Annotated in this window: 27 protein-coding genes; 6 read left to right on the forward strand and 21 right to left on the reverse strand. The window is 67.5% G+C overall.

From position 1 onward, the window contains the following. Positions 1–103: 103 nt before the first annotated feature. The gene (locus AOA14_RS09315) at positions 104–565 is read right to left on the reverse strand and encodes a DUF3576 domain-containing protein (RefSeq protein ID WP_058812276.1); all 462 of its coding nucleotides are present in this window, start codon (positions 563–565) and stop codon (positions 104–106) included. A gap of 363 nt (positions 566–928) precedes the next feature. On the opposite strand from AOA14_RS09315, the gene AOA14_RS09320 reads away from it, so the two are divergent. Next, entirely contained in the window at positions 929–1,558 is a 630-nt protein-coding gene (locus tag AOA14_RS09320; protein WP_231292868.1) for a hypothetical protein, read from the forward strand. 60 nt (positions 1,559–1,618) lie between these two features. Here AOA14_RS09320 and AOA14_RS09325 read toward each other — a convergent pair whose 3' ends face one another. Then, entirely contained in the window at positions 1,619–2,197 is a 579-nt protein-coding gene (locus AOA14_RS09325) for a thiamine phosphate synthase (protein WP_238929768.1), read from the reverse strand. Positions 2,198–2,290: 93 nt separating this feature from the next. Between AOA14_RS09325 and AOA14_RS09330 the strand changes: the two genes are divergently transcribed. Continuing rightward, positions 2,291–2,953 (forward strand): YggS family pyridoxal phosphate-dependent enzyme, encoded by a 663-nt coding sequence (locus AOA14_RS09330; RefSeq protein ID WP_062901592.1) that lies wholly within the window; start codon positions 2,291–2,293, stop codon positions 2,951–2,953. Between the two features lie 31 nt (positions 2,954–2,984). Here the strand turns inward: AOA14_RS09330 and AOA14_RS09335 are convergent, their stop codons facing one another. Genes AOA14_RS09335 through AOA14_RS09345 form a run of 3 tightly spaced genes read right to left on the reverse strand, consistent with a single transcriptional unit; the run spans position 2,985 to position 4,268 of the window. Beyond that, positions 2,985–3,488, reverse strand: coding sequence for an SRPBCC domain-containing protein (locus AOA14_RS09335; protein WP_062901593.1), 504 nt, complete (start codon positions 3,486–3,488; stop codon positions 2,985–2,987). Then, positions 3,466–3,798, reverse strand: a complete 333-nt coding sequence (locus tag AOA14_RS09340) for an ArsR/SmtB family transcription factor (RefSeq protein ID WP_202988456.1) — start codon at positions 3,796–3,798, stop codon at positions 3,466–3,468. The genes AOA14_RS09335 and AOA14_RS09340 overlap by 23 nt, the downstream gene beginning before the upstream one ends. After that, on the reverse strand, positions 3,795–4,268 hold the full coding sequence (locus AOA14_RS09345) for a VOC family protein (protein ID WP_062901595.1): 474 nt from the start codon (positions 4,266–4,268) through the stop codon (positions 3,795–3,797). Before AOA14_RS09345 ends, AOA14_RS09340 begins: the two co-directional genes overlap by 4 nt. Before the next feature lie 96 nt (positions 4,269–4,364). Between AOA14_RS09345 and AOA14_RS09350 the strand changes: the two genes are divergently transcribed. Continuing rightward, positions 4,365–5,291, forward strand: a complete 927-nt coding sequence (locus AOA14_RS09350) for a glutaminase (RefSeq protein WP_062901596.1) — start codon at positions 4,365–4,367, stop codon at positions 5,289–5,291. On the opposite strand, the gene AOA14_RS09355 is transcribed toward AOA14_RS09350, so the two are convergent. Together AOA14_RS09355 and gyrB are read right to left on the reverse strand one after the other, a co-directional pair. Then, positions 5,288–5,671: a septal ring lytic transglycosylase RlpA family protein gene (locus AOA14_RS09355; protein ID WP_062901597.1), complete on the reverse strand. Its 384-nt coding sequence runs from the start codon at positions 5,669–5,671 to the stop codon at positions 5,288–5,290. The genes AOA14_RS09350 and AOA14_RS09355 overlap by 4 nt on opposite strands. 106 nt (positions 5,672–5,777) lie before the next feature. Continuing rightward, the gene (gyrB, locus tag AOA14_RS09360; RefSeq protein ID WP_062901598.1) at positions 5,778–8,327 is read right to left on the reverse strand and encodes a DNA topoisomerase (ATP-hydrolyzing) subunit B; all 2,550 of its coding nucleotides are present in this window, start codon (positions 8,325–8,327) and stop codon (positions 5,778–5,780) included. A gap of 106 nt (positions 8,328–8,433) precedes the next feature. On the opposite strand from gyrB, the gene AOA14_RS09365 reads away from it, so the two are divergent. Further along, complete coding sequence (locus AOA14_RS09365; RefSeq protein ID WP_062901599.1) at positions 8,434–8,880, forward strand: hypothetical protein; 447 nt, start codon at positions 8,434–8,436, stop codon at positions 8,878–8,880. A 9-nt stretch (positions 8,881–8,889) separates the two neighbouring features. Here AOA14_RS09365 and AOA14_RS09370 read toward each other — a convergent pair whose 3' ends face one another. From AOA14_RS09370 to AOA14_RS09405, 8 genes are read right to left on the reverse strand one after another with little or no spacing between them, the layout of a single operon-like run. Then, positions 8,890–9,399 carry a hypothetical protein gene (locus tag AOA14_RS09370; protein ID WP_062901600.1) on the reverse strand — a complete coding sequence of 170 codons (510 nt, stop codon included), beginning with the start codon at positions 9,397–9,399 and terminating at the stop codon, positions 8,890–8,892. A 2-nt stretch (positions 9,400–9,401) separates the two neighbouring features. Next, positions 9,402–10,091: a nitroreductase gene (locus AOA14_RS09375; RefSeq protein WP_202988457.1), complete on the reverse strand. Its 690-nt coding sequence runs from the start codon at positions 10,089–10,091 to the stop codon at positions 9,402–9,404. Beyond that, the gene (locus AOA14_RS09380) at positions 10,078–10,947 is read right to left on the reverse strand and encodes an RDD family protein (RefSeq protein ID WP_082819885.1); all 870 of its coding nucleotides are present in this window, start codon (positions 10,945–10,947) and stop codon (positions 10,078–10,080) included. Before AOA14_RS09380 ends, AOA14_RS09375 begins: the two co-directional genes overlap by 14 nt. Further along, a complete protein-coding gene (locus AOA14_RS09385) occupies positions 10,944–11,969 on the reverse strand; it encodes a stage II sporulation protein M (RefSeq protein WP_062901602.1) in 1,026 nt (341 codons plus the stop codon). The genes AOA14_RS09380 and AOA14_RS09385 overlap by 4 nt, the downstream gene beginning before the upstream one ends. Continuing rightward, positions 11,969–13,291, reverse strand: coding sequence for a DUF58 domain-containing protein (locus tag AOA14_RS09390; protein WP_062901603.1), 1,323 nt, complete (start codon positions 13,289–13,291; stop codon positions 11,969–11,971). Before AOA14_RS09390 ends, AOA14_RS09385 begins: the two co-directional genes overlap by 1 nt. Then, positions 13,288–14,253 carry an AAA family ATPase gene (locus tag AOA14_RS09395; protein WP_062901604.1) on the reverse strand — a complete coding sequence of 322 codons (966 nt, stop codon included), beginning with the start codon at positions 14,251–14,253 and terminating at the stop codon, positions 13,288–13,290. The genes AOA14_RS09390 and AOA14_RS09395 overlap by 4 nt, the downstream gene beginning before the upstream one ends. Next, positions 14,243–15,478, reverse strand: coding sequence for a DUF4350 domain-containing protein (locus AOA14_RS09400; protein ID WP_062901605.1), 1,236 nt, complete (start codon positions 15,476–15,478; stop codon positions 14,243–14,245). Before AOA14_RS09400 ends, AOA14_RS09395 begins: the two co-directional genes overlap by 11 nt. Further along, entirely contained in the window at positions 15,475–16,170 is a 696-nt protein-coding gene (locus AOA14_RS09405; RefSeq protein ID WP_062901606.1) for a DUF4129 domain-containing protein, read from the reverse strand. Before AOA14_RS09405 ends, AOA14_RS09400 begins: the two co-directional genes overlap by 4 nt. Positions 16,171–16,334: 164 nt before the next feature. On the opposite strand from AOA14_RS09405, the gene AOA14_RS09410 reads away from it, so the two are divergent. Next, positions 16,335–18,536 (forward strand): thiamine pyrophosphate-dependent enzyme, encoded by a 2,202-nt coding sequence (locus AOA14_RS09410; RefSeq protein ID WP_062901607.1) that lies wholly within the window; start codon positions 16,335–16,337, stop codon positions 18,534–18,536. Then, on the forward strand, positions 18,533–19,582 hold the full coding sequence (locus AOA14_RS09415; RefSeq protein ID WP_003041586.1) for a hypothetical protein: 1,050 nt from the start codon (positions 18,533–18,535) through the stop codon (positions 19,580–19,582). Before AOA14_RS09410 ends, AOA14_RS09415 begins: the two co-directional genes overlap by 4 nt. A 212-nt stretch (positions 19,583–19,794) precedes the next feature. Here AOA14_RS09415 and AOA14_RS09420 read toward each other — a convergent pair whose 3' ends face one another. The 6 genes from AOA14_RS09420 to AOA14_RS09445 form a co-directional block, all read right to left on the reverse strand. After that, on the reverse strand, positions 19,795–20,445 hold the full coding sequence (locus AOA14_RS09420) for a response regulator transcription factor (protein WP_238929769.1): 651 nt from the start codon (positions 20,443–20,445) through the stop codon (positions 19,795–19,797). Between the two features lie 87 nt (positions 20,446–20,532). After that, the gene (locus AOA14_RS09425; RefSeq protein ID WP_062901608.1) at positions 20,533–21,912 is read right to left on the reverse strand and encodes a sensor histidine kinase; all 1,380 of its coding nucleotides are present in this window, start codon (positions 21,910–21,912) and stop codon (positions 20,533–20,535) included. A gap of 7 nt (positions 21,913–21,919) precedes the next feature. After that, positions 21,920–22,606 (reverse strand): winged helix-turn-helix domain-containing protein, encoded by a 687-nt coding sequence (locus AOA14_RS09430; protein ID WP_058812258.1) that lies wholly within the window; start codon positions 22,604–22,606, stop codon positions 21,920–21,922. Continuing rightward, positions 22,575–22,982 (reverse strand): PDZ domain-containing protein, encoded by a 408-nt coding sequence (locus tag AOA14_RS09435; RefSeq protein ID WP_202988458.1) that lies wholly within the window; start codon positions 22,980–22,982, stop codon positions 22,575–22,577. The genes AOA14_RS09430 and AOA14_RS09435 overlap by 32 nt, the downstream gene beginning before the upstream one ends. A 96-nt stretch (positions 22,983–23,078) precedes the next feature. Further along, positions 23,079–25,676, reverse strand: a complete 2,598-nt coding sequence (gene mprF, locus AOA14_RS09440) for a bifunctional lysylphosphatidylglycerol flippase/synthetase MprF (RefSeq protein WP_062903101.1) — start codon at positions 25,674–25,676, stop codon at positions 23,079–23,081. Continuing rightward, on the reverse strand, positions 25,673–26,071 hold the full coding sequence (locus AOA14_RS09445) for a DUF2147 domain-containing protein (protein ID WP_062901610.1): 399 nt from the start codon (positions 26,069–26,071) through the stop codon (positions 25,673–25,675). Before AOA14_RS09445 ends, mprF begins: the two co-directional genes overlap by 4 nt. Between the last annotated feature and the right edge of the window lies 1 nt (position 26,072).

Genomic DNA, 26,072 nt, shown 5'->3' on the forward strand with positions numbered 1-26,072 from the left:
CTTCAGCCAAAGGCCGGAGGCGGGGGCCCATCACCTGCCGTTCAAATCCGGAACAACCGGAGATGGATCCCCGCCTTCGCGGGGAAACACCGAAATCCGAAACTCAGCCCTCGATCGCGCTGCGGCGCAGGTCGCGGGCGCGGGTGAGGATGATTTCTTCCAGCTTCTGCACCGTCGCAGCCTGAACCGGCGCGTCGACCCAGGTGCCGTTCTGGGCGACCTGACGCAGCGCGGCGACGCGCAGCGCATCGGCGCGCAGGTCGCGGTCGAGGATCGACACGGTCACCTTCATGCGCTCGTTCGGATTGCCGGGGTTGGCATACCAGTCGGTGATGATGACCCCGCCCGAGCTGTCCGCCTGCAGCAGCGGCATGAACGACAGGGCGTCGAGCGACGCGCGCCACAGATAGGAATTGACGCCGATCGTCGTCACTTGGCTCGCCGCCAGGTCGGCGCGCGGCCGGTCCTTCCCGCCGCAGGCCGACAGGCCGAGCGCCGCGACCCCGATCAGGGCGAGCGCGGCCGGACGACGACCGAGCGAGGCAAGAAGGGTAAGCTTGGACATGCCGTAACACCTTATTCTGGGCGCGCGGGCAGCAAATGGCGGGCGCGCATGCGGAAATTTGCAAGCGTCTCTATCGCCCTTGCCGCCGTCCGGCAAGCGCGCCATTTCCGGTGTTTCGACCGTTCATCCCCGGCTCATCTCCGCTCGCCACTGTGCTGTTCGCGCAACATGTTCGGCGAAAAGCCGGCGACGCGCGATCAATCGGTCGGGAATCACTGGAATTGTCGCCCCCGTCGTCCTATCTCAGGATTCGATTGGGGTTGGAGTCGCAGAGCAATGGCGCGGAATTCGCGACATTTTTGGAAAGCAGGCCTGTTCGCGGTAGCAGCGGTTACCGTTGCGCTTCCGCCTGCGCTTGCGTCGATGACACGCGCCGACCGGATTCGCGACACCCAGCTTTCGAATTCGGTGCTTGGCCAATTCACCCCGGCGTCGGGCGACCCGCGCCTGATCGCCCGCTATATCAAAATCTCGGAAGAGGCGCGCCGCGGCTTCAGCTTCACGCCCGCGTTGCCCGATGACGGACATAAGAATCGCGCGATCACCGTCGTGATTCGCGCCCGCGACGATTCGTCGAGCGCACGCACCGCCGCGCTTGCCGCCGGCCGCACCAAATCGCCGATCTCGATCGCCCCTGTGACCTATAATCTGGGCGCGTCGGTCGGGTTCGAAAAATTCGTGACCCCGGCGCTGCCCAGCGGCACCGACCTGCGCAACCTGCCGGTCGCGCGCGCGCCCGAACAGGCCGACAACAAGAAATCGCGCTTCGCGACCAAGATGGTCAGCCGTCCGACCGATCCGGCCGGCGCAACCGACCGCATCACCGCGCCGGGCGAAGAGCAGACCGTCGATGTCGTCAGCAGCTATCGCCTGACCAAGAACCTCGATGTGACCGCGGGCGTCCGTTACAAGGCCGACGACCGCTTCCAGCCGCTGACCGACGCGCGCCGCGACAGTCAGGCAGTCTATGTCGGAACCGCTTTCCGCTTCTAAGAGCAGTACCGATCGTCGGGCCAGGCCGCCCATAGGCGATCATGCCCCCAGCGTCGGCTACTAACGCGCCCGACCGCGCCGCGCTTTGCGCGTCGCTGCCTTTTTCTCCCATGCGTCGATGGCGGCCCAGCCGGGCCGGACGCCGCTTGCGGCGCTGGCGCGGATCAGCGCGCGGGCGCGCGCCGGGGTCATCCCGCCCAGCGCGATCGCTTGGCCGCCGGCCGCGCGTGCGAGCCGCAGCCACGCCTCGCGGCTTAGCGGCGCGGCATCGATGTGCGACCGCGTCGGGTGAAGCGGCGAGACGAATGCGGCGTCGGCGCCCGCCCGCCGGGCGCGGTGCGCCTCGCGATGGTCATGGACCGGCATGGTGACGATCAGGCCGTTCGCGCGCGCCTGCGCCGCCCGGCGCGCGGCATGCTGCCGCAGATGGACGCCATCGGCCCCCAAGCGTCGCGCCTCGGCGGGCAATCCCGCGATCAGCAGCGTCAGCCCGCGCGCTTTTGCGATACGCGCGAGGCGGCGCGCGAGGCGCCAGCGCGCGCCTTGCGGCAGCGCGTCGTGCCGCAGGACGATGCCGCTTCCCGGCGGCAACAGCGCGGCGAGCGCCACCGTCCCGGCCGCGCTGCGTGCGTCGCTCATCAGCCAGCATGCGGGCAGGGGGTGGCGTCGGACCATCGCCCTTCCTATAGGCGCGTCGCGGGCGCACGCAACGCGCCCTTCGAGGATGACGATATGAGCAATGCGGCAAGCCGGCTGGCCGAGGTAGGGACGAACATTGCAGAGGCGGCGCGCCGCGCCGGGCGCAAGGCGGGCGACGTCTGCCTGATCGCGGTGACGAAAACGCATGATGCCGATGCGATCCGCCCGCTGATCGCCGCCGGCCAGCGCCATTTCGGTGAGAATCGCGTGCAGGAGGCGGCGGCCAAATGGCCCGCCCTGCGCGGTGAAGCCCCCGATGTGACGCTGCACCTGATCGGTCAGCTCCAGTCGAACAAGGCCGAAGAGGCGGTCGCGCTGTTCGACGCCATTCACTCGGTCGATCGCAGTTCGCTCGTCCAGGCGCTCGCCAAGGCGTGCGACAAGCTCGGCAAGCGGCCGCAGCTTTTCGTTCAGGTCAATATCGGCGACGAGGACCAGAAGGGCGGCTGCGCCGTCGCCGATCTCGCGGCGCTGCTCGCCGAGGCGAAGGCGGCGGGGCTGGCGATCGACGGCCTGATGGCGATCCCGCCCGCCGATGTGGACCCGGCGCCCTATTTCGCGCTGCTCGACGAACTGGCCGAGCGCCACGGCCTGCCGCTACGCTCGATGGGAATGAGCGGCGATTATGAAAAAGCGGTCATGCTCGGCGCGACCCACGTCCGCGTCGGCACCGCCCTGTTCGGCGCGCGCGACTAGGGCCCAAACCCGCAGGAGCCTGCGGCCCGCCTTACAAATTGCGGTCCATCGCAGCTAGTAACGCGCGCCAATGTTCGCCGAGGCGGCGCTGGAACAGCATCAGGTCGAATCCGTGGCGCGCGGCATGGCTTTGCGGGATTTGATCCCAGCCGCGATGCTCGACGGTGACGCGCGTTTCGGCGCCGACGGCGTCGAAGCGCACCTCGACTTCGGTGGTCTGGTCGGCGGCAAAGCCGGGAACGCGCCAGCCGAAGGCAAGCCGCTTGCCGGGCTCCCACGCATGGACGCGGCCGATCTCCCATTCGCGGCCGTCGGTGAAGCGCGTCACCAGCCGACCGCTCGGCCCCGCGGGGTCGAAGCGCGGCACGCCGTCGTCGCCGCGCGCCAGCTCGAACAGCGGATGGCTTTGCCACCAGCTGCCGATGTCGCGGGTGAACACCTCGAAGGCGCGCGCCGGGGTGGCCGCGACGCGCAGGGCGACGATCACCGCCGCACCGCTCATGGCGAGCGGCTCATGGCGCGCTGCGCTCGACATGCGCCTTGAAGGCGGCGAGCTGCTCACTCCACAGGCTTTCGGTTTCGGCGAGCCAGCCCTTGAGCGCGTCGGTTGCGCCGTCCTTCAGGCGATAGATGCGGACGCGGGCGTCGAAGGGCAGATAATGATCCTCGACCAGCCCGCCGTCCTTCAGCGCCCTGAGGTGCCGGCTCATCGCGGGCGGCGCGAGGCCCAGCGTGTCGGCCAGCTCGCCGGCGCTATAGGGGCGCCGACCGAGCAGTTCGACCGCGCGCCGCCGCCGCGGGTCGGCAAGCGCCGCAAACACGGCGTCGACCGCGGCCGCGCTCAATCGTCGAGCCGCGTCTGGGTGGTGAAGCCGCCCTCGGCGTCCCATTCGGCGGCGGTCTTGGCCGCGACCGTGACGCCGAAGGTCCAGATATGCCCCTCGGGATCCTTGGCGCGATAGGTGCGGTCGCCATAAAATTGCGTCTCGGGCTCGGCGATGATCGCGGCGCCCGCCGCGCGCGCGGCTGCGCAATGTGCGTCGATATCCTCGCCGGGGGCGAGCTGGACATGGACGCTCTGGGTGTTCTTGCCGCCGATCGACTGCGGGCTCTTGTGATCGTCCGACCATTCATTGCCGATCATCACCACCGAGGCGCCATAGCCCATTTCGCTGTGCGCGAGATTGCCGTCGGCATCGAGCAGCACGAACAGCGGTTCGAACCCGAATGCCTCTTCCAGCCAGCGGAACGCCGCCTTGCTGTCGCGATAGCTGATCGCGCTCGATAGCCCCTTGGGGCGGTGCGCTTCGGTCATGTCTCTCTCCCTGCGACTCATTATTTCCAGAATGGAGAATATTTATCAAAAAACGAAACTAAGTGCAATTCCGTCTGAAGTCGCTAGAAAAATGGCATGCCCGATCTCGCCCGCTGCGTCGCCGAAGCCTATCAGACTGCGCTGCCGCACCGCGGCCAGGGCAAGGTCGCCGACTATATCCCCGCCCTCGCCGGGGTCGATCCCGACCGCTTCGGCTTTGCCCTCGCGCTCCCTGACGGAACGGTCCACACCGCGGGCGACGCCGACGAGGCTTTTTCGATCCAGTCGGTGTCGAAGGTGTTCACGCTCGCCCTTGCACTGCGCCGGGTCGGCAGCTCGCTATGGGACAGCGTCGGCCGCGAGCCGTCGGGCAGTGCCTTCAACTCGATCGTCCAGCTCGAAAGCGAGCAGGGAGTGCCGCGCAATCCCTTCATCAACGCCGGGGCGATCGCGACCACCGACCGGCTGATCGACGGTCGCTCGGCCGACGAGGCGGTCGATGAGATCGTCGCCTTCATGCGGGCCAGAGCGGGCGACGCAAGTGTGGTGATCGACACCGGCGTTGCGGGATCGGAAAATGACACCGGCGCGCGCAACCGCAGCCTGTCCTATTTCATGGACGCCTTCGGGACGCTGCGCCACCCGGTGGAGACGGTGCTGTCGGTCTATTTCCGCCAATGCGCGCTGTCGATGAGCTGTCGCCAGCTGGCGCAGGCCGGCCAGTTCCTGGCCTTCGAGGGCCGCGACCCGCGCACCGGCGAACAGCTTCTCGACCCGCACCGCGCGCGGCGCATCAACGCGATCATGATGCTGTGCGGCCATTACGACAATTCGGGCGAATTCGCCTTTCGCGTTGGCCTGCCCGGCAAGAGCGGGGTGGGCGGGGGCATCCTGTGCATCGCACCGGGGCAGGGATCGATCGCGGTCTGGTCGCCGGGCCTCAACGAAGCCGGAACATCGCTCGTCGGCGCGCTCGCGCTCGAACATTTCGCCTATGCGGCGGGTTGGTCGGTGTTCGATTAATCCTGGTCGGCGACGAGCGTCAGGCTGACCTTGGCGGTGCCGCTGCGGTGCATGCCGATTTCCTTTGCCGCGGCCTGCGAAATATCGATGACGCGGCGGCCACCGAAGGGGCCGCGGTCGTTGACGCGGACGATCACGCTCTGGCCGTTGGACAGGTTGGTAACGCGGACCTTGCTGCCGAAGGCGAGCGTGGGGTGCGCTGCGGTCATCTGATCGGGGTCGAAGCGCTCGCCGCTCGCGGTGCGATTGCCCGCGAGTTCGCGGCCGTAATAGCTTGCCGTGCCGTTGCCGATTTCGGTTTCGCCGCCGCCGAACTGATCCTGCGCCACCGCCGGCATCGCCAGCATCAACGCCAAACTCATCGCCATCACGCGCCGCATGCGCAGCCTCCCCCGTTTCAGGTGGAGCGCTCAAAGCAGCGGCGCGGGCGGCTTGCAAGCTGCCCGCGCCGTGCCGGTTTGATTCTGCGCCTAGTGGTTTGGTGCCTCAGACGTCCAGATTGGCAACCGACAGCGCGTTGGTCTGGATGAAATCGCGCCGCGGCTCGACCTCGTCGCCCATCAGCCGCTCGAAGATTTCATGCGCGACATCGGCCTGTTCGGCCTCGACGCGCAGCAGCGAGCGGTTGGCGGGATCGAGTGTGGTTTCCCACAATTGCTCGGCATTCATCTCGCCCAGTCCCTTGTACCGGCTGATCGACAGGCCGCGGCGGCTGTGCGTGAAGATGGCATCGAGCAATTCGGACGGCCGCGTCACCGGCACGGCCTTTGCGGCGCTCGCGGCGGTCGGTGCCTCGCCATCCTCGCCCTCGGCATCGCTGTCGGCCTCGACGACCGTAGCAGCGCTGGCTTTCACCAGCCGTCCGGGGCCACCATAGGTTTCGGCCTGTTCGGCGGCGAGTTTGTGAAGGCGGCGCGCCTCCTGGCTCGCGAGGAAACCGGCGTCGATCGCGTGATGATCGCTCACCCCGCGCCAGCGGCGTTCGAGCGTATAGCCGCCGCCTTCGACCGCCTCGACGGTCCACACCGCTTCGGCGCCGCCGGTCAGCGCGCGCTCAGCGGCATTGAGCCAGTTCGCGGCAGTTGCCGCAGCGCTGTGGCGTCCTGCCGTATCGAGCGCGGGATCGAGGGCGCCGACCAGCGCCAGTGCCTCGACCAGCCCATGATCGAGCGTGCGGGGGACGTAACGCATCAGCGCGCGGAGCCGTCGGCCATGCTCGATCAGGCCGCGCAGATCGTTACCCGACCGTGCGCCGCCCGGCGTTTCGAGCATCAGCGCGTCGATTCCGGCATCGACGAGGTAATTTTCGAGCGCGGTGTCATCCTTCAGATACACCTCGCTGCGCCCCTTTGCGACTTTGTAGAGCGGCGGCTGGGCAATGTAGAGGTGGCCATTCTCGATGATCTCGGGCATCTGGCGGTAGAAGAAGGTGAGCAGCAGCGTGCGGATATGCGCGCCGTCGACGTCGGCGTCGGTCATGATCACGATCTTGTGATAGCGCAGCTTTTCGATGTTGAATTCGTCGCGGATCCCGGTGCCGAGCGCCTGAATCAGCGTGCCGACTTCCTTCGACGAAATGATGCGGTCGAAGCGCGCCCGCTCGACGTTCAAGATCTTGCCCTTCAGCGGCAGAATGGCCTGCACATGCCGGTCGCGGCCCTGCTTGGCGCTGCCGCCTGCCGAATCCCCTTCGACGAGGAAGAGTTCGCACTTGCTGGGGTCGCGTTCCTGACAGTCGGCAAGCTTGCCGGGCAGGCTCGCGATATCCATCGCGCCCTTGCGCCGGGTCAATTCGCGCGCCTTCTTCGCGGCCTCGCGCGCCGCGGCGGCGTCTATCACCTTCTGGATCACCGCTTTGGCATAGGCGGGATTTTCCTCGAGCCATTCGGTCATCCGGTCGGCCATCAGGCTTTCGAGCGGCTGGCGCACTTCCGACGAGACAAGCTTGTCCTTGGTCTGCGAGGAAAACTTCGGATCGGGCAGCTTGACCGAGACGATCGCGGTCAAGCCTTCGCGCATATCCTCGCCGGTCAGGCTGACCTTTTCCTTCTTCAGCAGGCCCGATTTTTCGCCATAGCCGTTGAGCGTGCGCGTCAGCGCCGCGCGGAAAGCGGCGAGGTGGGTGCCGCCGTCGCGCTGCGGGATATTGTTCGTGAAGCAGAGGACATTTTCATAATAGCTGTCGTTCCACTCGAGCGCGACGTCGATGCCGATGCCGTCGCGTTCGCTGCTGATCGCGATCGGATCGGGCAGCAGCGGATTCTTGTTGCGGTCGAGATATTTGACGAAAGCCGCAATCCCGCCCTCGTAGAACAGGTCGTGGACGACATGTTCGGCGTGGCGGGCATCGACCAGCTTGATCCTCACGCCGGAATTGAGAAAAGCGAGCTCGCGATAGCGATGTTCCAGCTTTTCGAAATCGAACTCGGTGACATTCTTGAAGGTATCGGTCGATGCCATGAAGGTGACGCGGGTGCCCTTCTTGCCCGCAGGCGCCGGCCCGTTGACCTTGAGCGGCGCAACCGAATCGCCATGCTCGAAGCGCATCCAATGCTCTTCGCCATCGCGCCAGATCGTCAGTTCGAGCCATTCGCTGAGCGCATTGACGACCGATACGCCGACGCCGTGCAGACCGCCCGACACCTTATAGGCATTGTCGTCGCTCGTGTTCTCGAACTTACCGCCCGCGTGAAGCTGGGTCATGATGACCTCGGCCGCCGAAATGCCTTCCTCGGCATGGATGCCGGTCGGGATGCCCCGTCCATTGTCCTCGACGCTGACCGATCCGTCGCTGTTGAGCGTGATGAGTACCAGATCGCAATGGCCGGCGAGTGCCTCGTCGATCGCATTGTCGCTGACTTCGAAGACCATATGATGCAGACCCGACCCGTCGTCGGTGTCGCCGATATACATGCCAGGCCGCTTGCGCACCGCATCGAGGCCTTTCAGCACCTTGATCGAATCGGCGCCGTAGCTGTTCTGATTGGGCTGCTTGGGGGCGCTTTCGCTCGCGCCGCTCGCGGGGGTGTCTGTCATGCCGATTATATAGGGTCGGCGGCCGCAAAACCCAAGCAAAAATGCGCCGCTCGGCGCGCTGCCGACGGGCGTTGCGCACGGCGGCGGCGGCGGCTAGTTTCGAAGGATGAAAAGCCCTGTGACCCCCCGTTCGATCCTTGCCGCCATCGCGCTTGCCGCGCTGCCGCTCGCCGGCTGCTCGCAGCCCGCACCGCCCGCCGACAATGCCCCTGCGGTTGCCGGTCCGCCGCTCGCGACGCGCGCGGTCATGACCGGCACCGAAGGCCCGACGCTTCCCGCCTGCTCCAGCATCAGCCGCGTCAAGGATGGCGGCACCGACGTCTATTGGGCGCCGGGCGAAACGCGCGCCGTGAAGGCGAGGCTGCCCGGCGCGATGAAGGTGTCGGTGTGCGAAGCTACCGATGACGACGCCTGGTTCGGCATCGTCTTCGCGGCCCCCGGCACCGACGAGGATATGTGCGGCGTCGGCCGCTCGGTCAGCAGCGCGCGCGAATATCAGGGACCGTGCCGCTGGGGCTGGATCCGCGGCGGAACGGTGCGGCTCGGCGCCTAGCGCGGCTGCCTAACGGCAATCCTCGATCGCGCGGCCGATTTCGGACTGGACGGGCAGCGTCAGCGCCCGGCCGTTCGCGGCTTCGAGCGCGAAGCGGCCGCGACTGAAGGCGATGCGGTCGAGCCGGATATCGCGGCTCGGTACGATCGCCGTACCGCCGTCGAAACGCACCTGGTCGGTGGCCGCGCTGGTGCGCAGTGCGACGGTGCCGTCGAGCGCGGCAGTCAGCCGGATAGCGCCGCCGCTGCACGCCATGGTCAACAGCGGCGCCGCGCCAGCGGACGGTGCGAAGATCGCGCTGCGGCTGCCGGCATCATAGCGCCAAGCGCCGCGATCGAGCGCGCGGTCGTCCCACCCTTGCGTCGGCGCGGGGGCCGGCGGCGGCGGTGTTGCGGCGGGCGGTTCCGGCGCGGGGGCGGGCGGTGGTGCCGCCGCTTTCGGAATCGCGGCGCAGCCGGCGAGCAGCAGCCCCGTCGCCGCCATGGCCGTCAGTCCCCCCGTCTTGCCGCGCAAAACCATCCTCAAAATCCCTGCCAATCGATCACCTCATCCAGTTCGGCGCGCGGAACCGGCCATTGATTCACCGGTGCGGCCGCATCGGCATGACCGATCGCCAGCCCAGTGAACAAGATCTGGTCGTCGCCCAGTTCCAGTTCGTGCCGGATCGTCGCGCCGTACATCGCCCAGCATTCCTGCGGACAGCTTGCAAGGCCATGTTCAACGAGCAACAGCATCACCGACTGGAGCCACATGCCCATGTCGGCCCATTGCGGGGGGCCCATGATGCGTGAACAATGAAGGAAAAGCATCACCGGTGCGCCGAAACCCCGGTAATTCTCCATGAACCGAGCAAGCCGGCCCGGTTTGTCCTCGCGCGGGATGCCGAGCGAGGCGTAGAGCGCCTCGCCGACGCCGAAGCGCCGGCTTTCCCACGGGTCGGTCAGTCCGCGCGGGTAGATGTCATATTCGGGTTGCTGGCCGTCGCGCCCCATCGCGATCCGCGCCGCCACCGCCGCCTTCACGCGCTCCCAGCGCTCACCTGTAACGACCGTCACCTGCCACGGCTGCAGATTGCCGCCCGATGGTGCGCGCTGCGCGTCGGCAAAAATCCGTGCCAGTACCGCCCGGTCGACCGGGCGGTCCGAAAAGGCGCGCACCGAACGGCGGCGGTGCAACGCTTCGGCAACGGACAGGGCATCATTCGCTGGCATATTTATCCTCTCGGCGTTTTCCGAATAGCAAGCCGCGTTCGAGCCGGGCCTTGAGCTGCCGATAATAGCTCGTCAGGAACACGTCATCCTCTTCGGCGACGGGGCGGCCGATTTTGCCGCGGATCGCGTCGGCGACATCGCGCATCGCGCGCGGATCGGCGCCGCGCAGCACGCGCTCCAGTTCCTGCAATTCATAGATGCCATAGACGGCGAGTTCGGCGTCGGTGAAGCGGATCGCGTCGACCCCGCCGCCATCGGCGGTGATGTCGCGGTCAAGCTTCGCGCGCTTCGCCATCACGACCCAGGTTCCGGCGATCAGGTCGCCCATCCGCATCCGGTCGCGGTTGAAAAGCAGGAACAGGCTGAGTGTCAGCGACCAGGCGACCCCCGCGAGCGCGGTCCAGCCCGATACCATATCCTCCGCCGCGCCGACGCCCATCATGGTGAGGGGGAGGAAGAGCTCAAGCTCGCGGATCAGGTTGCGCGCGACGACCGCATCGGCGGTGAGCCGGCCGCCGTCGCGCGCGACGACGCGGATGCCCATCAGCCGCTTGCCGGGCGTCGCCGCACGCGTGCCAAGTTCGAAGCCGATGAACCAGAAGGTGCGCAGAACAAAGGCGCCGAGCAGCCAGACCGTCACTGCGATCGACGAATTTGACGCGAGCCCGGCCCAGAGGATCAGCAGGGTGAACAGGATGAGCGTCAGGACGATAAGGATCAGGTCGATCAGCAGCGCGCCGAGCCGGAGCGCCGCGCTTGCAATGTACAATTGCAGATCGACTCCTTCGGGCGTCACGAATTCGCGCAGCTTCTTTTCCTGCGCCGCGCGCATCCGCAGATTACCCGCCGCGCTCAAGCGACATTCTCGCGGCGCGGGATGTAGAAATAGGCGAGCCAGAAGGCGAGCATCAGCGATCCGATCGCGTAGCGCATCACGGTATCGGTGATGAGCTGGCGCCCGAACCCTTCGAGGAGGCCGGCGGCGAGCAGCATCAGGATGACGCCGACCATCACCTTGCCTGCGGTGCGGCCTGCCTCGGCGGCGGCCTGAAGGCGCGAGCGGGCGCCGGGAAAGACGACCGCGCTGCCAATCCGCAGCCCCGCCGCTCCGGACAGGGCTGCGGCGAACAATTCGGTCGTGCCGTGGATGAACAGCCAGCCGCCGAAATCGACGCCCAGCCCCTTGGCGGAAAAGACCGCGAGCATCGCGCCCAGCCCGATCCCCTGATAATATTCCAGCATCATCGTCGGAACACCGAAGGCAAAGCCGAGCGCAAAGGACATGATCGAAACGCGGCTGTTGTGGGTAAACAGGAAGGTCGCAAAGACGTGCAGCGCGCCCTCATCCTTGCCCCCCGCCTTGCCGTGACCCAGCGTCGAGCGCAGAAACTCCACTGTCGCGCGCGGGTCGCGCCCGCCGGCCATCTCGTCGGGGACGAAATTATAATACCATTCGGGATTATGCGCGACGAGCGACCAGCTTGTCAGCGCCCCGAGCGTGATGATCAGCGCGATGATCAACGTTTCCTTCCACACCGCGCGGACCGCCGCCGGCCAGTCGTAAAGGAAGAAGCGGCGCAGGCGGCTGAGCCGCGTTTCGCGGACGCCGTAAATCAGGAAATAGCCGCGCATCGCCAACCCTTCGAGGTGGTCGAGCAGGGCCTTGTCGAGCATCGTCGCGCGCGCGATCGATAACGACGACAGCGTCGCGCGATAGAGGATCGGGAGCTGCAGCAGTTCGTCGCTCGACAGCGCCTTGGCGCCGCGCGTCTCGAGACGGCCGAGCAGCGTGTCGAAGGCGATCCAGTCGGCCTCGCGCTCAGCGCGAAAACGACTGGTCGAGAAGCCGGGGGCGTCGCTCGCGCGCGCGGTTTCCATCACAGGCTCCCCTGCCGCTTGATGCCCAGATAGGCTTCGACGACATGTGCGCCCATCGCATCGGCGGGGACTTCGATGACGTCGGCGCCCAGCCGCTGGAGCCGCGCGATAACCAGCTGACGATCGCGCAGCATCGCCGCGGCGACATTGGCGCGCGTGACGTCCGATCCGCTTTCGGGACGGCGGCGTTCCTCGTCCTCCAATTCCTCGTCCTTGATGACGACGAACAGCAGTCGGTGCTTCTTGACCAGCCGGCCCGCCGCACGGATCATCAGGTCGGCGCTCGTCGCATCGGTGAATTCAGTGAACAGGATAATCAGCGACCGGCGGTTGAGTTCGGCGCCGAGAGTCGACAGCGCGAGGGTGAAATTGCTCTCGACCGGCGCATAATCGATGCGGCTCGCCGCGCGTTGCAGCGCCGGAAAATCCTGCGTGTGCCCATAGGCGGGGGTCATGCCGATCGGCTTGGCGGCAAAGGAAAAGAGGCTGATCCGGTCGCCGAGCTTCAGCCCTGCATAGGCCAGCAGCAGCGCCGCGGATACCGCGCGATCGACGCGCGGCATCGCGCCGACGGGCTCGGCCATCGTGCGACCGGCGTCGATCGCCAGCACGACGCGGTTGTCGCGCTCGACCCGATATTCCTTGGCAAGCAGCTTGACGTGCCGCGCCGATGCATTCCAGTCGATCGCGCGCCGATCCATGCCCGGCTGATATTCGGCCAGCGCCTCATATTCATGGCCTTCGCCGCGCAGCTTCTGCTGGCGGAGCCCGAACCAGCTGTTGCGCTGGAACAGGCGGCGGCCTTCGTCAGTAACCAGGCGCATGTTGGGCACGACGCTGATCGCGCGGTCGATCGCGAAGCGACGCTGTTTCCAGACCAGGCCGAACGGTCCTGCCCAGCGCACCCAAAGCGCATCGACCGCCGCCTGTCCGCGTCGCGAGGCGGTGAGCGCTAGCCGATGGGCGAGCGCGGCATCTTCGCCTTCGCCCACCGTTTCGAAAGCCGCCGCGATGCGGCCACCGGGTGCCAGCCGGTCGTCGAGCGACAGCGCGAACTCGGCGCGGCGCGGAAGGGCTGGCGCGCGCGCCGCAAGCATCATTTCGAACGGCTCGCCGACCCCGATCTGCAGCGGGAACCGGGCGTCGAGCGCGAGCCTGCGCGGCGCCGCGCCGGTCAGCGTATCGAGGAGCAGCCCCAGGGCGACGAGCGCGATCCAGCCGAGCGCGAAGAGCCAAAGGTCCGGGCGCAGCAGGCCGAGCGCCAGCGCCACGGGGGCGCCGAGCAGCAGCAGATAGATCGCGCGCCGCGTCGGGTAGATCACCGCGGCACGTCCACCCGGTCGAGCAGCGCAGCGACGACCTGTTCGACGCCGCGCCCCTCGATCTCCGCCGCGGCCGACAGGATCACGCGGTGGCGCAATACGCCGCCGGCGAGCCGCTGCACGTCGTCGGGGATCACATAGTCGCGGCCGTCGAGCGCGGCGGCTGCGCAGGCGGCGCGGGCAAGCAGGCTCGCCGCGCGCGGACTCGCGCCGCATTCGAGGTCGGCGCTTTCGCGGGTCGCGCGCACCAGCCGGACGATATAGTCGACGATCTCGTCGGCCAGGCGGACGGTCGCGATCGTGTCGATCGCGGTACCGATCGTCGCGGCGTCGGCAACCTGCCCAACGCCGAAATCGGAGACCACGGGGCTTTTGAAGCGCCCGCCATGTTCGGCCACGATGCGCCGCTCCTCGTCGGCGTCGGGATAATCGACGACCAGCTTGAACAGGAAGCGGTCGAGCTGCGCCTCGGGCAGCGGATAGACGCCCTGCTGCTCGATCGGATTTTGCGTCGCCAGTACGGTGAAGCGCGGGCTCATCGGGTGCGGCTCGCCGTTGATCGTCACGCGCCGTTCCTGCATCGCCTCGAGCAGCGCCGCCTGCGTCTTGGGCGGGGTGCGGTTGATCTCGTCGGCAAGCAGCAACTCGGTGAAGATCGGACCCTTGGTCAGGGTGAAGCTCGACGTCTGGAAGTTGAACAGGTTCGATCCCAATATGTCGCCGGGCATCAGGTCGGGGGTGAACTGGATGCGCCCGAAATCAAGCCCGACGGCGCGGGCGAAAGCCTGCGCGAGCAGCGTCTTGGCGGTTCCGGGCGGGCCTTCGAGCAGAACATGGCCACCAGCAAGCAACGCGATCGTGACCATGCGGGTCAGATCCTGCTGCCCGAACACGACCTTGGCGACTTCGCCCTCGATCGCGGCGCCGAGCGCCTGGACGCCCTCGATAGTGTCAGCCGTCACGCAATAATTCCTTCCTGATGTCGTGCAGCGCCTGCGCGGCTGCCAGAAATTCATGGGTGTTGCGCGCCAGCGGGAGACGGCGCGCGAGAGTGGCGAAAGAGGCGCTATCCGCCTTCAGATGGCGATCGATCCACGCGTCGGTTTCCTCGGCGCTCAGACCGCCGGGGGCGTGCAACCGGCGTGCGATCGCGCCGCGCTGGCTGCGCACATAGGCATCGGCACCATCGAGTTCGCGGCGCGCCTGCCGGATCAGATCGGCGCTGTTGGCGATCAGCGCCTGTTTGGAAATCGGAATCGCGCGCGCCGGACGCAGCGCGGGGCCGAAGCGCGCCCACGCCTGCCACAGCGCGAGCAGGCCGGCGGCGATCAGGCACAACGTGATCCCGATGAAGGGCGGGACGAAGGCGAAGCGCAGCAGCGACCGACCGCCGCCGAAGCCGTTGAGCGTCAGGTCGAAGGCGAGCCCTGCCGCTTCCGCATCCTCGCCGACCGCGTCGATCAGCATGGCGGCGGCAAGCGCCTTGTCGCGCGACGCAAAGGCCAGATTGTTGAGGAGGTCGGGCTCGGCGAGAACATAGAATTCGCGGTTGGTCGTCCGCGCCAGCACCGCGCCGCCGTTCGCGCCGGGGATCAGCGTCTCGAGACTGGCGCCGCTGACCGTCTGGGCACCGGCCGGCAGCGGCACGGCAAAGCGGCGCCGTGCCACATCGGCGGTGACGCTCTGCGCCTTCGCCTGCGGCATCGCGATCTCGACCGTCCCGAAATAGCTTTGCGGCAGCAGGCGAGTGGGGGCGGGCAGCGGCACGCCGAAACCGACCCAGCCCGGCTTGTGACCCTCGCCGGTGCCCGGCATCGTCCGCCACTTGGGCAGGACGAGTAGAACCGGGCCATTGCCCTGCTTCGCCAGCATATCGGCGACATCTTCGGCATCGGTATCGGCGGCGGGCGTCAGGACGAGCAGGGGCTTGTCGTCGTCATAGGTTGCCGTCTCGACGCTGCGGCGCAGCTCGACATCGGCGCGGGCGCGCTCGGCGAGGTCGACGATGCCCGCGAAGCCGGGTGCCGCCTTCGACAGTGCGTGCCCGCCGCCGTCATTGCCGCTCGACAGCTGCGGACCAAGCGCAACCAGCGCCCACAGCGCGATGAAGGCGACGACCCCCACCGCGACCACTGCTGCGATCAGCCGCGGGTCGAAGGGGTTGTCGCGGTCGCTGCGCCCCGTCATGCGCGCGCCCAATTCTTCGGTACCGTCAGCTCCGAATAGGCGCCGCGGCACGCGTCCCACGCCGCCGCGTCGATCGACCGTCCGCCGAACAGGCTGATTTCGACCGAGCGCGCGATGCGGCTGAATGCCTTGCGCGCGACCCCCGGCAAATCCTGCGCCTCCGCCAGCTCGCGCGACGTCATCGCCGGCCGCACCAGCCCCGGCCGCCGCGCGCTGATATCCTCGACGCTGCGATAGAGCAGCAGATGAACCGCCTCGGCAAAGCGCCCCTCGGCGGCGAGCGCGTCGGCTTCGGCCAGCAGCGCGCGCGCCGCACCCGCTTCGACCGCGCCCGCCTCCTCCGCCTCGGCGCCCGCTCCGGTCTTGCGCAGGAAGGGTAACGCGTTGACCCAGCGCGCAAAGGCGGGGACCGTGAAATAGAGGATAAGCAGGACGAGCAAGATTGCGCCGCCCCACAGCATCGGCTTCAGCGCAGGCGCGCTCCATTCGAAGAATCGGCCGATCGCTTCGAACAGCGATTTCAGCCAGTCGGGAACCTCGGGCGGCGGCGGCGGCGCGGGAAAGGCCGTCTGGATATCGCCGCGGGCAACCGTCTGACCATAAGCCGGATCGACGAGTTCGGGATCGAGCAGCCAGCCCTGATCGGGTGCGGCGGCGGCGGCCGACGCCTGGGCGATCCAGATCGACATCATATTGAAATTGTGGCCTCGCCCCGCTGCACCATCGCGCTGCGGTGGTAGCGCGAGGCGCAGCGCCGACGCAAGAGGATGCTTGCACGCCCGCAGCCCGCGTTCTAGCTGCGCGAGGCGGCGGCAAATGGTTGCACGGGCAACCGGAACACCGGCAGGAGGACAGCGTGGACGCGGCACAGGCGGTACATGAAAAATTTCTCGGCGCGCTGGCGAGCGGAACGCTCGCTCGCCGCGCCGATGCGCCCGATCCCGCGCATGCCGGGCTGACGCGGTCGGATGCCATCGACATTTTCCTGTCGCAGCTCACCAGTCGCCAGATGGACCGGCTGTCGCGGACGCTGCAGGCACGCGGCGAGGGCTTTTATACCATCGGATCGTCGGGGCACGAGGGCAATGCCGCGGTCGCGGCGGCGCTGCGCGTCACCGACATGGCGTTCCTCCACTATCGCTCGAACGCCTTTCAGCTCCACCGCGCGCGCCAGCTCCCCGGACAGACCCCCGACTGGGACATGCTGCTGAGCTTCGCCGCTTCGGCCGAGGACCCGATTTCGGGCGGGCGGCACAAGGTCATCGGGTCGAAGCCGCTCGCGATTCCGCCGCAGACATCGACGATCGCGTCGCATCTGCCCAAGGCAGTGGGCGCCGCCTTTTCGATCGGTATCGCGCGGCGACTGGGCATGTGCGGCCTCCCGCTGCCCGAAGACGCGGTGGTGCTGGCGAGTTTCGGCGATGCGTCGGCCAATCATTCGACCGCGCAGGGCGCGTTCAATACCGCGGGCTGGTCGGCCTTTCAGGGCACGCCTTTGCCACTTATCTTCCTGTGCGAAGACAATGGCATCGGCATCTCGACACGCACCCCGACGGGGTGGATCGAGGCGCAGTTCCGCCACCGTGCGGGGCTTCATTATATCCAGTGCGACGGCACCGACCTTGTCGCGGCCTACGCGGGCGCAAAAGAGGCCGCCGACTTCGCGCGCCGCACGCGTAAGCCGGTGTTTCTCCATATGGGAACGGTGCGGCTCTACGGACATGCCGGGTCGGACGTGCAGGGTGCCTATCTGCCCAAGGCGCTGATCGAAGCCGACGAGGCGCGCGATCCCCTGCTCGCGGGGGCGGCGCTGATGGTCGAACAGGGATGGATGTCCGCCGCCGAAGTCGCCGATGCCTATGAAGAGATCGGCGCAACGCTGGCGCGGCAGGCCGAAGCCGCGATCCGCCGCCCCAAGCTGACCACCGCCACGGCAGTAATGGAGAGCCTGGTTCCGCCGAAGATCGACCGCCCGCCGGCCAATCGCCCCTCGACCGACGAGCGCGCGGCGCTGTTCGCCGGCGACGCGAACCAGATGGACAAGCCGATGCATATGGCGCGGCTGCTCTCCTGGGCGCTCGCCGACCTGATGCTCGCCTATCCCGAAATCGTCGTCGCGGGTGAGGATGTCGGGCCGAAGGGCGGCGTCTACAATGTAACCGCCAAGCTGCATCAGCGCTTCGGTTCGGCGCGCGTTATCAACACGCTGCTCGACGAACAGGCGATCCTCGGCCTCGCGATCGGCATGGCGCACAACGGCTTCGTGCCGATGCCCGAAATCCAGTTCCTCGCCTATGTCCACAATGCCGAGGATCAGATCCGCGGCGAGGCGGCTACCCTGAGCTTCTTTTCGAACGGCCAGTATACCAACCCGATGGTGATCCGGATCGCCGGGCTCGGCTATCAGAAGGGGTTCGGCGGACACTTCCACAACGACAACAGCCTGGCGGTGTTCCGCGACATTCCCGGGGTAATCTTGGCGGTGCCGTCGAACGGGCGCGACGCCGTGCAGATGCTGCGCGAATGCGTGCGGCTGGCGCGCGAGGAGCAGCGCGTCGTGGTCTTCGTCGAACCGATCGCGCTCTATATGACGCGCGACCTGCACGAAGAGGGCGATGGCCTGTGGACGAGCGCCTATGAAGCGCCCGGCGAAGGGACGCCGATCCGGCTGGGCGATGTCGGCGTGCATGGCGACGGAACCGATCTGGCGATCGTGACCTATGGTAACGGCACTTATCTCTCGCGGCAGGCCGAAAAGCTGCTCGCCGCCGACGGCGTCAAGGCGCGCGTAATCGACCTGCGCTGGCTCGGTCCCGTCGATGCCGACAAGCTCGTTGCCGCGGTCGGCGAGGCGAAACGCGTCCTGATCGTCGACGAATGCCGCATCACCGGTTCGCAAAGCGAGGCGCTGATGGCGCTGTTTACTGAACGCACGCCGGAGAAGAAGCTGGCGCGCATCGCCGCCGAGGACAGCTTCATCCCGCTGGGCAAGGCGGCGACGGTGACGCTGCCGAGCCGCGATTCGATCTATGCCGCCGCGAAGGAGCTGCTGGCATGACGGCGGCGAAGAAGACCGCGCTTGTCGTCGCCCCCGGCCGCGGCACCTATGGCAAGGGCGAGCTTGGCAGCATCGCGCGGCTGCACGGCGCACGCTTCGGCGATATCATCGCCGGGTTCGACGCCCAGCGCCGCGAGCGGGACCAGCCGACGGTCAGCGAACTCGACGGCGCCGATCGCTTCAGCGTCGCGACGCACATGCGCGGCGATGTCGCGGCCCCGCTGATCTACACCGCGACCCTGCTCGACTGGCTCAGCATCGACCGCGCCCGATATGACATCGTCGCCGTCGCGGGCAATTCGATGGGCTGGTACAGCGCGCTCGCGCTTGGCGGCGCGGTGTCGGTCGAGGACGGCTTTCGTATCGCCAATGCTATGGGTCTCAACAGCCAGACGCACGGGCCGGGCGGGCAGATATTGGTGCAGATCGTCGATGAAGACTGGCGCCCGGTGCCGGGGCTGCGCGCCAGCCTGCTGGGGCTCGTCGCCGACATCGCCGCGCGCCCGGGTCATGCGCTCGCGCTTTCGATCGACCTTGCCGGCATGCTTGTCCTCGCGGGCAATGAAGAGGGGCTGGCCGCCTTGCTTGCCGAGGCGGCGCCGACGCCAGGCCGCGATCCGCTGCGGCTGGCGGGACATGGCCCCTTTCATACGCCGCTGATGGTCGGCAGTTCGGACAAGGCGAAGATCGAATTGCCCCCGGCGCTGTTCGGCATGCCCAACCTGCCGATGGTCGACGGTCGCGGTCATATCTGGCGGCGCTTTTCCAGCAATCCCTGGGGCATCTGGGACTATACCTTCGGGCATCAGATCCTTGCGCCCTATGATTTCGCGCTGTCGGTGCAGGTTGCGGTCAAGGAATATGCGCCCGACGTGATCATCCTGCCCGGCCCCGGTGATACGCTGGGCGGCGCGATCGCGCAGGCGCTGATCGGCATCGAATGGCAGGGAATCGCGGGCAAGGCCGACTTCATGGCGCGTCAGGCGGCGGACCCGATCCTGCTGTCGATGGGCCGCCCGGAACAGCGCGCGCTCGTCACGGGCTAGCCCGTCTGTCTGTCGAGGTCCCGCGAAGGGGCCAGCGCCAAAGGGGCCGACGGAAGTGGAACATCCTCCGCCGGCCCGGCTGGGATGCGCGGCCAGGTGGGGATGGCACGCGCGGTCGAACGGATCGCCCTTGGGGACCAACACAGGGGCGACGGACCGTTCGATTCTCTTATAGGGGCCAATCTATCGCGCTGGCCGGAGGCGGGCAGACATCAAGCTCCGAAATGGACGGGATTGGCGCTCGGGCCCCGCGCGAATTCGACGGTGAAGCGCAGCCGCAGCAGCTCGGCGACGCTCGCCGCGCCCGACCGGCGCATGATATTGGCGCGGTGCACCTCGACGGTGCGCGGGCTGACGTCGAGCCGCCGCGCGATTGCCTTGTTGCCGAGCCCCGCCGCTATGGCATCCAATATATCGCGTTCGCGCGGGGTCAGCGCGGCGAGGCGCGCCTCGGCGGCGCGCCGGTCCGCGTGCATTGCACGCTGCCGCTCCCAAGCCGTCAACGCATCGCCGATCACCGACCGGACGAGCCGCGGATCGAGCGGGGCGGGCAGCAGATCGGTCGCGCCGCCGCGCAGGATGGCGCGGCTTTCGCCGACGCTCAGCCGACTCGCGGCGACGAAGCAGGCGATATCGGGCGACTGTGCGATCGCCGCGAGCATTGCGCTGCCATCGACCGCGCCGGGCTGGGCCCAGTGGAAAAGCAGCACGGCGCAATCGTCCGCCGCCCCCGCGTCGAGCCAGTCGGCGCCGTTCGCAAAGCTGCGGACGATATGGCGGCCATCGGCAAGCGCGCGGAAACAGGCGGCGCGCTCGGTGGCGTCGGGAAGCACGAGATGGATATGCGCACCGGACATCTGCATGACGCCATGGTGCCAGCGGTGTCCGCCGCTGCCGAGCAGCGTCGCCTCGGCTTCGGCGTCAATTCGAAGCGTTCGGGGCCGTAGCGTTCAGGCGGCCGGCGCGACGACCGGCAGCCGGAGCGTGACGACGGTGCCGTGCGGCTGCCCGGGTGTAATCGTCATCCGACCGCCGTGCATATGCGCGATCGTCTCGACCAGCGACAATCCCAACCCCGCGCCCGATCCGCCGCGCGAAGGATCGAGCCGGACGAAGCGTCGCGTCGCTTCGGCGATGCGGTCGGCGGGGATGCCGGGACCGTCGTCGATTACCGCGAGGTCGATCGCATCGCTGGCTTCTCGGGCCGCGGTCAACCGGATCTGCGTGCCGCCGGCCGCATATTTCAGGGCATTGTCGATCAGGTTCGACAGCGCGCGCACCAGCATCTCGCGGTGTGCGACGACCTCAAGGTCCGCGGGTGCCGCGACCGCAATGGCAAAGCCCTCATCCTCGGCGAGCGGACCATAGACTTCGGCCATGTCTTCGAGCAGCGGCGCGAGTGCGAACCGCGTGAACTGGTCGCGGCCGATGCCTGCCTCGGCGCGGCTGATCTCCAGCGCGGTGTCGAGCAGGCGATGCAGGCTGTCGGCCTCGTCGATCGCACCGGCAAGCGCCGCCGTCGTTTCGGGGTCGCGCGCGCGGCCCAGCGCCTGTTCCAGCTTCGCCTTCATCCGCGCGACCGGCGAACGCAGATCGTGCGCCATCGAATCGGTAAGCATGCGCAGCTCGCCGACCAGCGTTTCGATCCGGTCGAGCATCGCGTTGATCGATACGCCGAGCCGGTCGAAGGCGTCACCGGTCCGGTCGCGCTCCACCCGCGCGTCGAGCCGGCCGCTGACAATTGCGGAGGCGGCGCGCGAAAAGACGTCGATGCGCCGCCCGAGCAGCCAGGCGACGAACGCGGCGACGATTCCGGCGATCGTGATGCCGACCGCGAGCGCGAACAGAAAGGCGGCCTGACTGGCGCGCGCGAGCTGAACCTGCGCCTCGAGCACTTCGCCCGTCAGCAGGGCATAGCCGCCGGGAAGCGGCGTGGTAATCAACCCGATCGGTTCGGCCTCGGCCGCATCCTGCCGGAACAGGCGGATTTCGCGCCACGCTTCATGGTCGGACACCGTCGCCGGCCATTGGCTGAGATTGCCGACGACGCGCGTGCCGTCGGGTGCCTTCAACAGCACGACGAAATTGCGGTCGTCGCGCCGGGTGAGCCGGTCGCGGATCGCCTGAACCAGCGCTTCGGGCCCTTGCTGGCGTTGGGTTTCGGCAAAATCGTCGCGCGCGACTTCGGCCGCGATTCGCGCGTCGTCGATGATCGTCGCCTGGGTGAAGCGGTGGATGATCGTCAGGCCGAGCGCCAGCGCCGCGACCTGCGCGATCACCAGCGCCAGCGTCAGGCGGACGATCGTCGATTGAAAGAAGCCTGCGCGCATCCGGCGGTCAGCTCGCGGCGCCGAGCATATAGCCCGCGCCGCGGATCGTATGGACCAGCGGCGTTGCGAACCCGTCGTCGATCTTGCGGCGCAGACGGCTGACATGGACATCGACGACATTGGTGCCGGGGTCGAAATGATATTCCCAAACCCCCTCCAGCATCATCGTGCGCGTCACCACCTGCTCCTTGTGGCGGAGCAGATATTCGAGCAGGCGAAACTCGCGCGGCTGCAGTTCGATCCGCTTGCCGGCGCGCGTCACGCGGCGATTGAGCAGGTTCATTTCCAGATCCTCGCAGTGCAGCGCCGTTTCGACTTGGGGGCCGTTGCCGGGCTTGGCAAGGAGCAGCTTGAGCCGGGCCAGCAGCTCGGAGAAGGCGAAGGGCTTGACCAGATAATCATTGGCGCCCGACGTCAGTCCCTCGACCCGCGCATCGACCGCGCCCAGCGACGACAGGATGATGACGGGCGTCGCGATCTGCGCAGCGCGCATCGCCGCGAGCAGCGCCATGCCGTCCATGCCGGGCAGCATGCGGTCGAGGATGATCGCGTCGTAACTGCCATCGGTTGCATGAAACAGGCCGTCGCGGCCGTCGGCGGCATGATCGACGACGAAGCCTTCGCCGGTCAGGCTCTTGCTGATGAAATCGGCGGTCGTCCGGTCATCTTCGACGAGCAATATTTTCTGCGACATGCACTGTCCCCGGCTGTGGCCCGCGCGTCGCGGGAAGATGCTTATAGCTTGTCCGGATGCCACGGCGAATGCGCAGCGTCACCCCCTTGCGCGCGTCGCGGCGTAGCCGCGCGGCGGCATCGGCCGCCGACGCAATGGGGCGGCCATCGATCCGGTCGATCCGGTCGCCCGCCGCAATGTCGGCTTTTGCCGCCGGACCGCCGTCCTCGACGCTGGTGACGACGAGCGCGATCGGCTGGTGGCGCCGGACAGGCTCCGCTTCGAAGGTCAATCCCCCCACCTGCCCCCCGCCACGCGAATGCGGCGAGGCATAGAGCCGCGCCGACAGAAAAATGATCCCCGCCAGCAGCAGGATCAACAAGGCCGTCGGCGGCATGGATCGGATGCGCGGCGGGTCCATTGGACCGGCGTAGCAGGCCGCGTCCCACCGCCCGATGGCGCGAAGATGAAACTGCGGTAATCTTGCCGGCGATCAGGCCGTGGCGGCGACGGGCGCGCGCGTGTCATTGCGCACCGGCGCACGCGAGACGATCTGGTGCACCGCCGCCATCGCCTGCGCAAAGGCCATGCCGCGGGGTCCGGCGATGTAGCGCGGCTGCCAATCGGTCGCGAATTTTGCCTTGTAGCTGCGCAAACCTTCGAAACCATAGAGCATCTCGCCATGGCGAAAGACGAAGGCGGCACCCTTCGCCCAAGCGGGCGCAAGCTTGCGCCCCTCGATCCCCGACAGTGGCGCGATGCCGAGCGTGAACCAGCGGTATCCCGCTTGCTGCGCATGTTGCATCAGGCGAATGAACAGGAAGTCCATGACGCCATAGGGGATGTCCTTCACATGGCGCATCAGGTCGACCGACATTTCGGTGCCATTGGGGGTCGCCAAAATATTGGCGAAAGCGACGATCCGCCCCCCTATCCGGACCACCGCGCAGGGAAAGCGCGCCATATAGGCGGGATCGAAGCGGCCGAGGCTGAACGCTTTTTCGCGCTGCTTCTTCGCGTGTAGCCAATCGTCCGACACGGCCTTGAGTTCGGCCAGATGCGCGGGAACCTCGGCGGCGGCGATTACGGCGAATTCGGCGCCGTCCTGCACCGCGCGGCGCTCGGCGTGGCGCAGCGTCTTTGCCTGCGGCCCGGCAAGGGTGAAGCGGGCAAGCTCGACGCGCGCCTCTTCGCCATATTTGACGATCGACAGCCCAAGGTCGATCGCTTGCGGCAGGCAGGCCGCGCTGATCTGATAGAGCAGGATACGCCCCTGCGCCGCGTCGGCCATCTCGCGCAGCTTCCACAAGAGATCGGCCCATCGGTCCTCGTTGCCGACCGGATCGCCCATCACGATCCAGTTGCCGCCCTGCACCCGGTACATCAGGAAGGCGTCGCCCTCGTCGGCGAGCAGGAAGCGCTTGTCGCCGGTATAGGCCAGAAAGGCATCGGTGCTGTCGCTGAGCGCCAGCGCCGGTTCGAGGGCATCGAACCCCACCGGCGTATCGCGCACCGTGCGGGCCGACGGCGCGAATAGCCGCCACAGCGCGAGGCCGGTGATCAGCACCGCGATCCCGAAACTCGCGCGCAGAAAACGCGGCGCGTCGCCGCGCAAGCTGAATTGCCACCACAGGCTGCTGGTATAATCGATATGCTTATAGGCAAAGAGGCCGACGAAGGCTGAGCCGAGGATGGCGATCAGCGCGGCGACGATCCAGCCGGTCGACAGCGGTGCGTCGATCAGCGCGGTCTTGCGATAAAAGGCCGGGCGGCTCCATTGCAGCGCGGCGCAGATGGCGAGGAGGATGACCGCCTCCTCATAGTCGAACCCTTTGGTCAGCGAAAAGATGGCGGCCGCTAGCAACAGCGCACGCGTCGCAACGAAGGCGCCGTTGAGGCGGCGTAGCAGGCCGGGCGCCAGGAAAAGCAGCAGCGTACCCGACAGGCTGGCCGCGATATGCGATGCCTCGACGAAGGGCAGCGGCAGGATATGCCGCAAATCGTGCATCCGTCCCGCCTCGGCGGGGGTCGACCCCGACAGGAGCAGGATCAGGCCGCCGGCGAAGACAAGTGCGGCGAACAGCGGCGGTGCCAGTTCGCGGAGAAGCGATTCGCTCGCCGCGGCGAACTGGCGCGCCGGGGCGTGCCACGCCTTGCTTTCGTGCCAGGCAAGCAGCAGCGCGGCGAGCAGCAGCGGCAGCAGATAATAGATGACGCGATAGGCGAGCAGCGCGGCGAGGAGCTGCGCCTTGTCGCCGGGGACCATCGCGATCACCACCGCCTCGAACACGCCGAGCCCGCCGGGCACATGGCTGATCAGCGCGGCAATGATTGCAAAGGCATAGCCAAGGAAAAAGGCGGGGTAGGCGGCTGGGTCGGGCGCCGGCAGCAGCACAAACAGCGCCGCGCTGGCCGCAGCCAGATCGAGCGCGGCGACGAGCGTCATCGACGCACTTGTCTTCAGGTCCGGGATCGGGGTGCGCCATCCGCCGATGTCGAGCGCGGTCAGCCCGAAATGGCGGAGCAGCAGCGGGATCAGGCACAGGGTCGCGACGACCATTCCGCCGAGATGCAACCAGTGCAGCGACAGGCCGATGTCGAAAATCGGCAGCAACTGCGTACTCGCCATGGCCGCCAGACCCGCGAGCAGAACGACGCCGTTCCAGAAGCTCAGGCTGGCGAGCGCGATCACGCTGCCGACCTCTCCGCCGCTGAGCCCGGCGGCGCGGTAGACGCGGTAGCGCGCCGAGCCGCCGGTCAGCAGGGCCAGGCCCAGATTGTGGCTGAGCGTGTAGCTTGTGAAGGAGGCAAGGGCCGCGGTGCGCCAGGGCAGTTTGCGGCCGATGACGCGCAATGCCCCCGTGTCGTAGAGGGTGAGCAGCAGATAGCTGGCCGCGGTGAGCAGCAGCGCGAATCCGATCTGCACGTTCGAAACCGCGCGAAAAGCCTCTCGAATCGCGTGCGGGCGCACCGAATGCAGCAAATGATAGAGCGCGGTGAAGCCGAGCGCCGCGACGACCAGCGCGGCTGCGATCGACAACGTCCGGCGATGCCGCGAGGCCCAGGATCGCACGCCCCCGAAAACCGTCATCGACGCGTCCACTCCTGATGTTTGCAGATCAGCCCGCCCAGGATGCAACCCGAAATTCGCAAGCTGTTCGGGTTCCTTACCTCGATCGTCGAATAAAAGCGACGACCCTGGTCGGGCACATAGACCTGCCCGGTCCAGCGCCCCGCACCCGTCGCGCGATAGTCGCTGAGCAATTCGGTGCCGATCAATGCCGTGACACCGGCGTCGCGCGCGTCGGAGAGGGCGGTGGGGCTGGCCCAGACGATATTGCCGCACAGCATCGCGCCGCAATTGCGCGTGCGCACCAGGATGGTGCCTTTCGGATTCTGCCAGACGCCGATCGGGCTGGCGGCGGGCGTCGGGGCCGGAATGCCGGTCGCGGCGCCGAGCAGCAGAGCGATTGCCAGAGCCTTCATA

It is taken from the genome of Sphingopyxis terrae subsp. terrae NBRC 15098 (assembly GCF_001610975.1).
Classification (GTDB): Bacteria; Pseudomonadota; Alphaproteobacteria; order Sphingomonadales; family Sphingomonadaceae; genus Sphingopyxis; species Sphingopyxis terrae_A.

Excerpts from the sequence above, each read along its gene's own strand:
- AOA14_RS09315 (WP_058812276.1), bottom strand. The coding sequence starts at position 565 with ATGTCCAAGCTTACCCTTCTTGCCTCGCTCGGTCGTCGTCCGGCCGCG.
- AOA14_RS09320 (WP_231292868.1), top strand. The coding sequence starts at position 929 with ATGACACGCGCCGACCGGATTCGCGACACCCAGCTTTCGAATTCGGTG.
- AOA14_RS09325 (WP_238929768.1), bottom strand. The coding sequence starts at position 2,197 with ATGAGCGACGCACGCAGCGCGGCCGGGACGGTGGCGCTCGCCGCGCTG.
- AOA14_RS09330 (WP_062901592.1), top strand. The coding sequence starts at position 2,291 with ATGAGCAATGCGGCAAGCCGGCTGGCCGAGGTAGGGACGAACATTGCA.
- AOA14_RS09335 (WP_062901593.1), bottom strand. The coding sequence starts at position 3,488 with ATGTCGAGCGCAGCGCGCCATGAGCCGCTCGCCATGAGCGGTGCGGCG.
- AOA14_RS09345 (WP_062901595.1), bottom strand. The coding sequence starts at position 4,268 with ATGACCGAAGCGCACCGCCCCAAGGGGCTATCGAGCGCGATCAGCTAT.
- AOA14_RS09350 (WP_062901596.1), top strand. The coding sequence starts at position 4,365 with ATGCCCGATCTCGCCCGCTGCGTCGCCGAAGCCTATCAGACTGCGCTG.
- AOA14_RS09355 (WP_062901597.1), bottom strand. The coding sequence starts at position 5,671 with ATGCGGCGCGTGATGGCGATGAGTTTGGCGTTGATGCTGGCGATGCCG.
- gyrB (WP_062901598.1), bottom strand. The coding sequence starts at position 8,327 with ATGACAGACACCCCCGCGAGCGGCGCGAGCGAAAGCGCCCCCAAGCAG.
- AOA14_RS09365 (WP_062901599.1), top strand. The coding sequence starts at position 8,434 with ATGAAAAGCCCTGTGACCCCCCGTTCGATCCTTGCCGCCATCGCGCTT.
- AOA14_RS09370 (WP_062901600.1), bottom strand. The coding sequence starts at position 9,399 with ATGGTTTTGCGCGGCAAGACGGGGGGACTGACGGCCATGGCGGCGACG.
- AOA14_RS09375 (WP_202988457.1), bottom strand. The coding sequence starts at position 10,091 with ATGCCAGCGAATGATGCCCTGTCCGTTGCCGAAGCGTTGCACCGCCGC.
- AOA14_RS09385 (WP_062901602.1), bottom strand. The coding sequence starts at position 11,969 with ATGGAAACCGCGCGCGCGAGCGACGCCCCCGGCTTCTCGACCAGTCGT.
- AOA14_RS09400 (WP_062901605.1), bottom strand. The coding sequence starts at position 15,478 with ATGACGGGGCGCAGCGACCGCGACAACCCCTTCGACCCGCGGCTGATC.
- AOA14_RS09405 (WP_062901606.1), bottom strand. The coding sequence starts at position 16,170 with ATGATGTCGATCTGGATCGCCCAGGCGTCGGCCGCCGCCGCCGCACCC.
- AOA14_RS09415 (WP_003041586.1), top strand. The coding sequence starts at position 18,533 with ATGACGGCGGCGAAGAAGACCGCGCTTGTCGTCGCCCCCGGCCGCGGC.
- AOA14_RS09420 (WP_238929769.1), bottom strand. The coding sequence starts at position 20,445 with ATGCAGATGTCCGGTGCGCATATCCATCTCGTGCTTCCCGACGCCACC.
- AOA14_RS09425 (WP_062901608.1), bottom strand. The coding sequence starts at position 21,912 with ATGCGCGCAGGCTTCTTTCAATCGACGATCGTCCGCCTGACGCTGGCG.
- AOA14_RS09430 (WP_058812258.1), bottom strand. The coding sequence starts at position 22,606 with ATGTCGCAGAAAATATTGCTCGTCGAAGATGACCGGACGACCGCCGAT.
- AOA14_RS09435 (WP_202988458.1), bottom strand. The coding sequence starts at position 22,982 with ATGCCGCCGACGGCCTTGTTGATCCTGCTGCTGGCGGGGATCATTTTT.
- mprF (WP_062903101.1), bottom strand. The coding sequence starts at position 25,676 with ATGACGGTTTTCGGGGGCGTGCGATCCTGGGCCTCGCGGCATCGCCGG.
- AOA14_RS09445 (WP_062901610.1), bottom strand. The coding sequence starts at position 26,071 with ATGAAGGCTCTGGCAATCGCTCTGCTGCTCGGCGCCGCGACCGGCATT.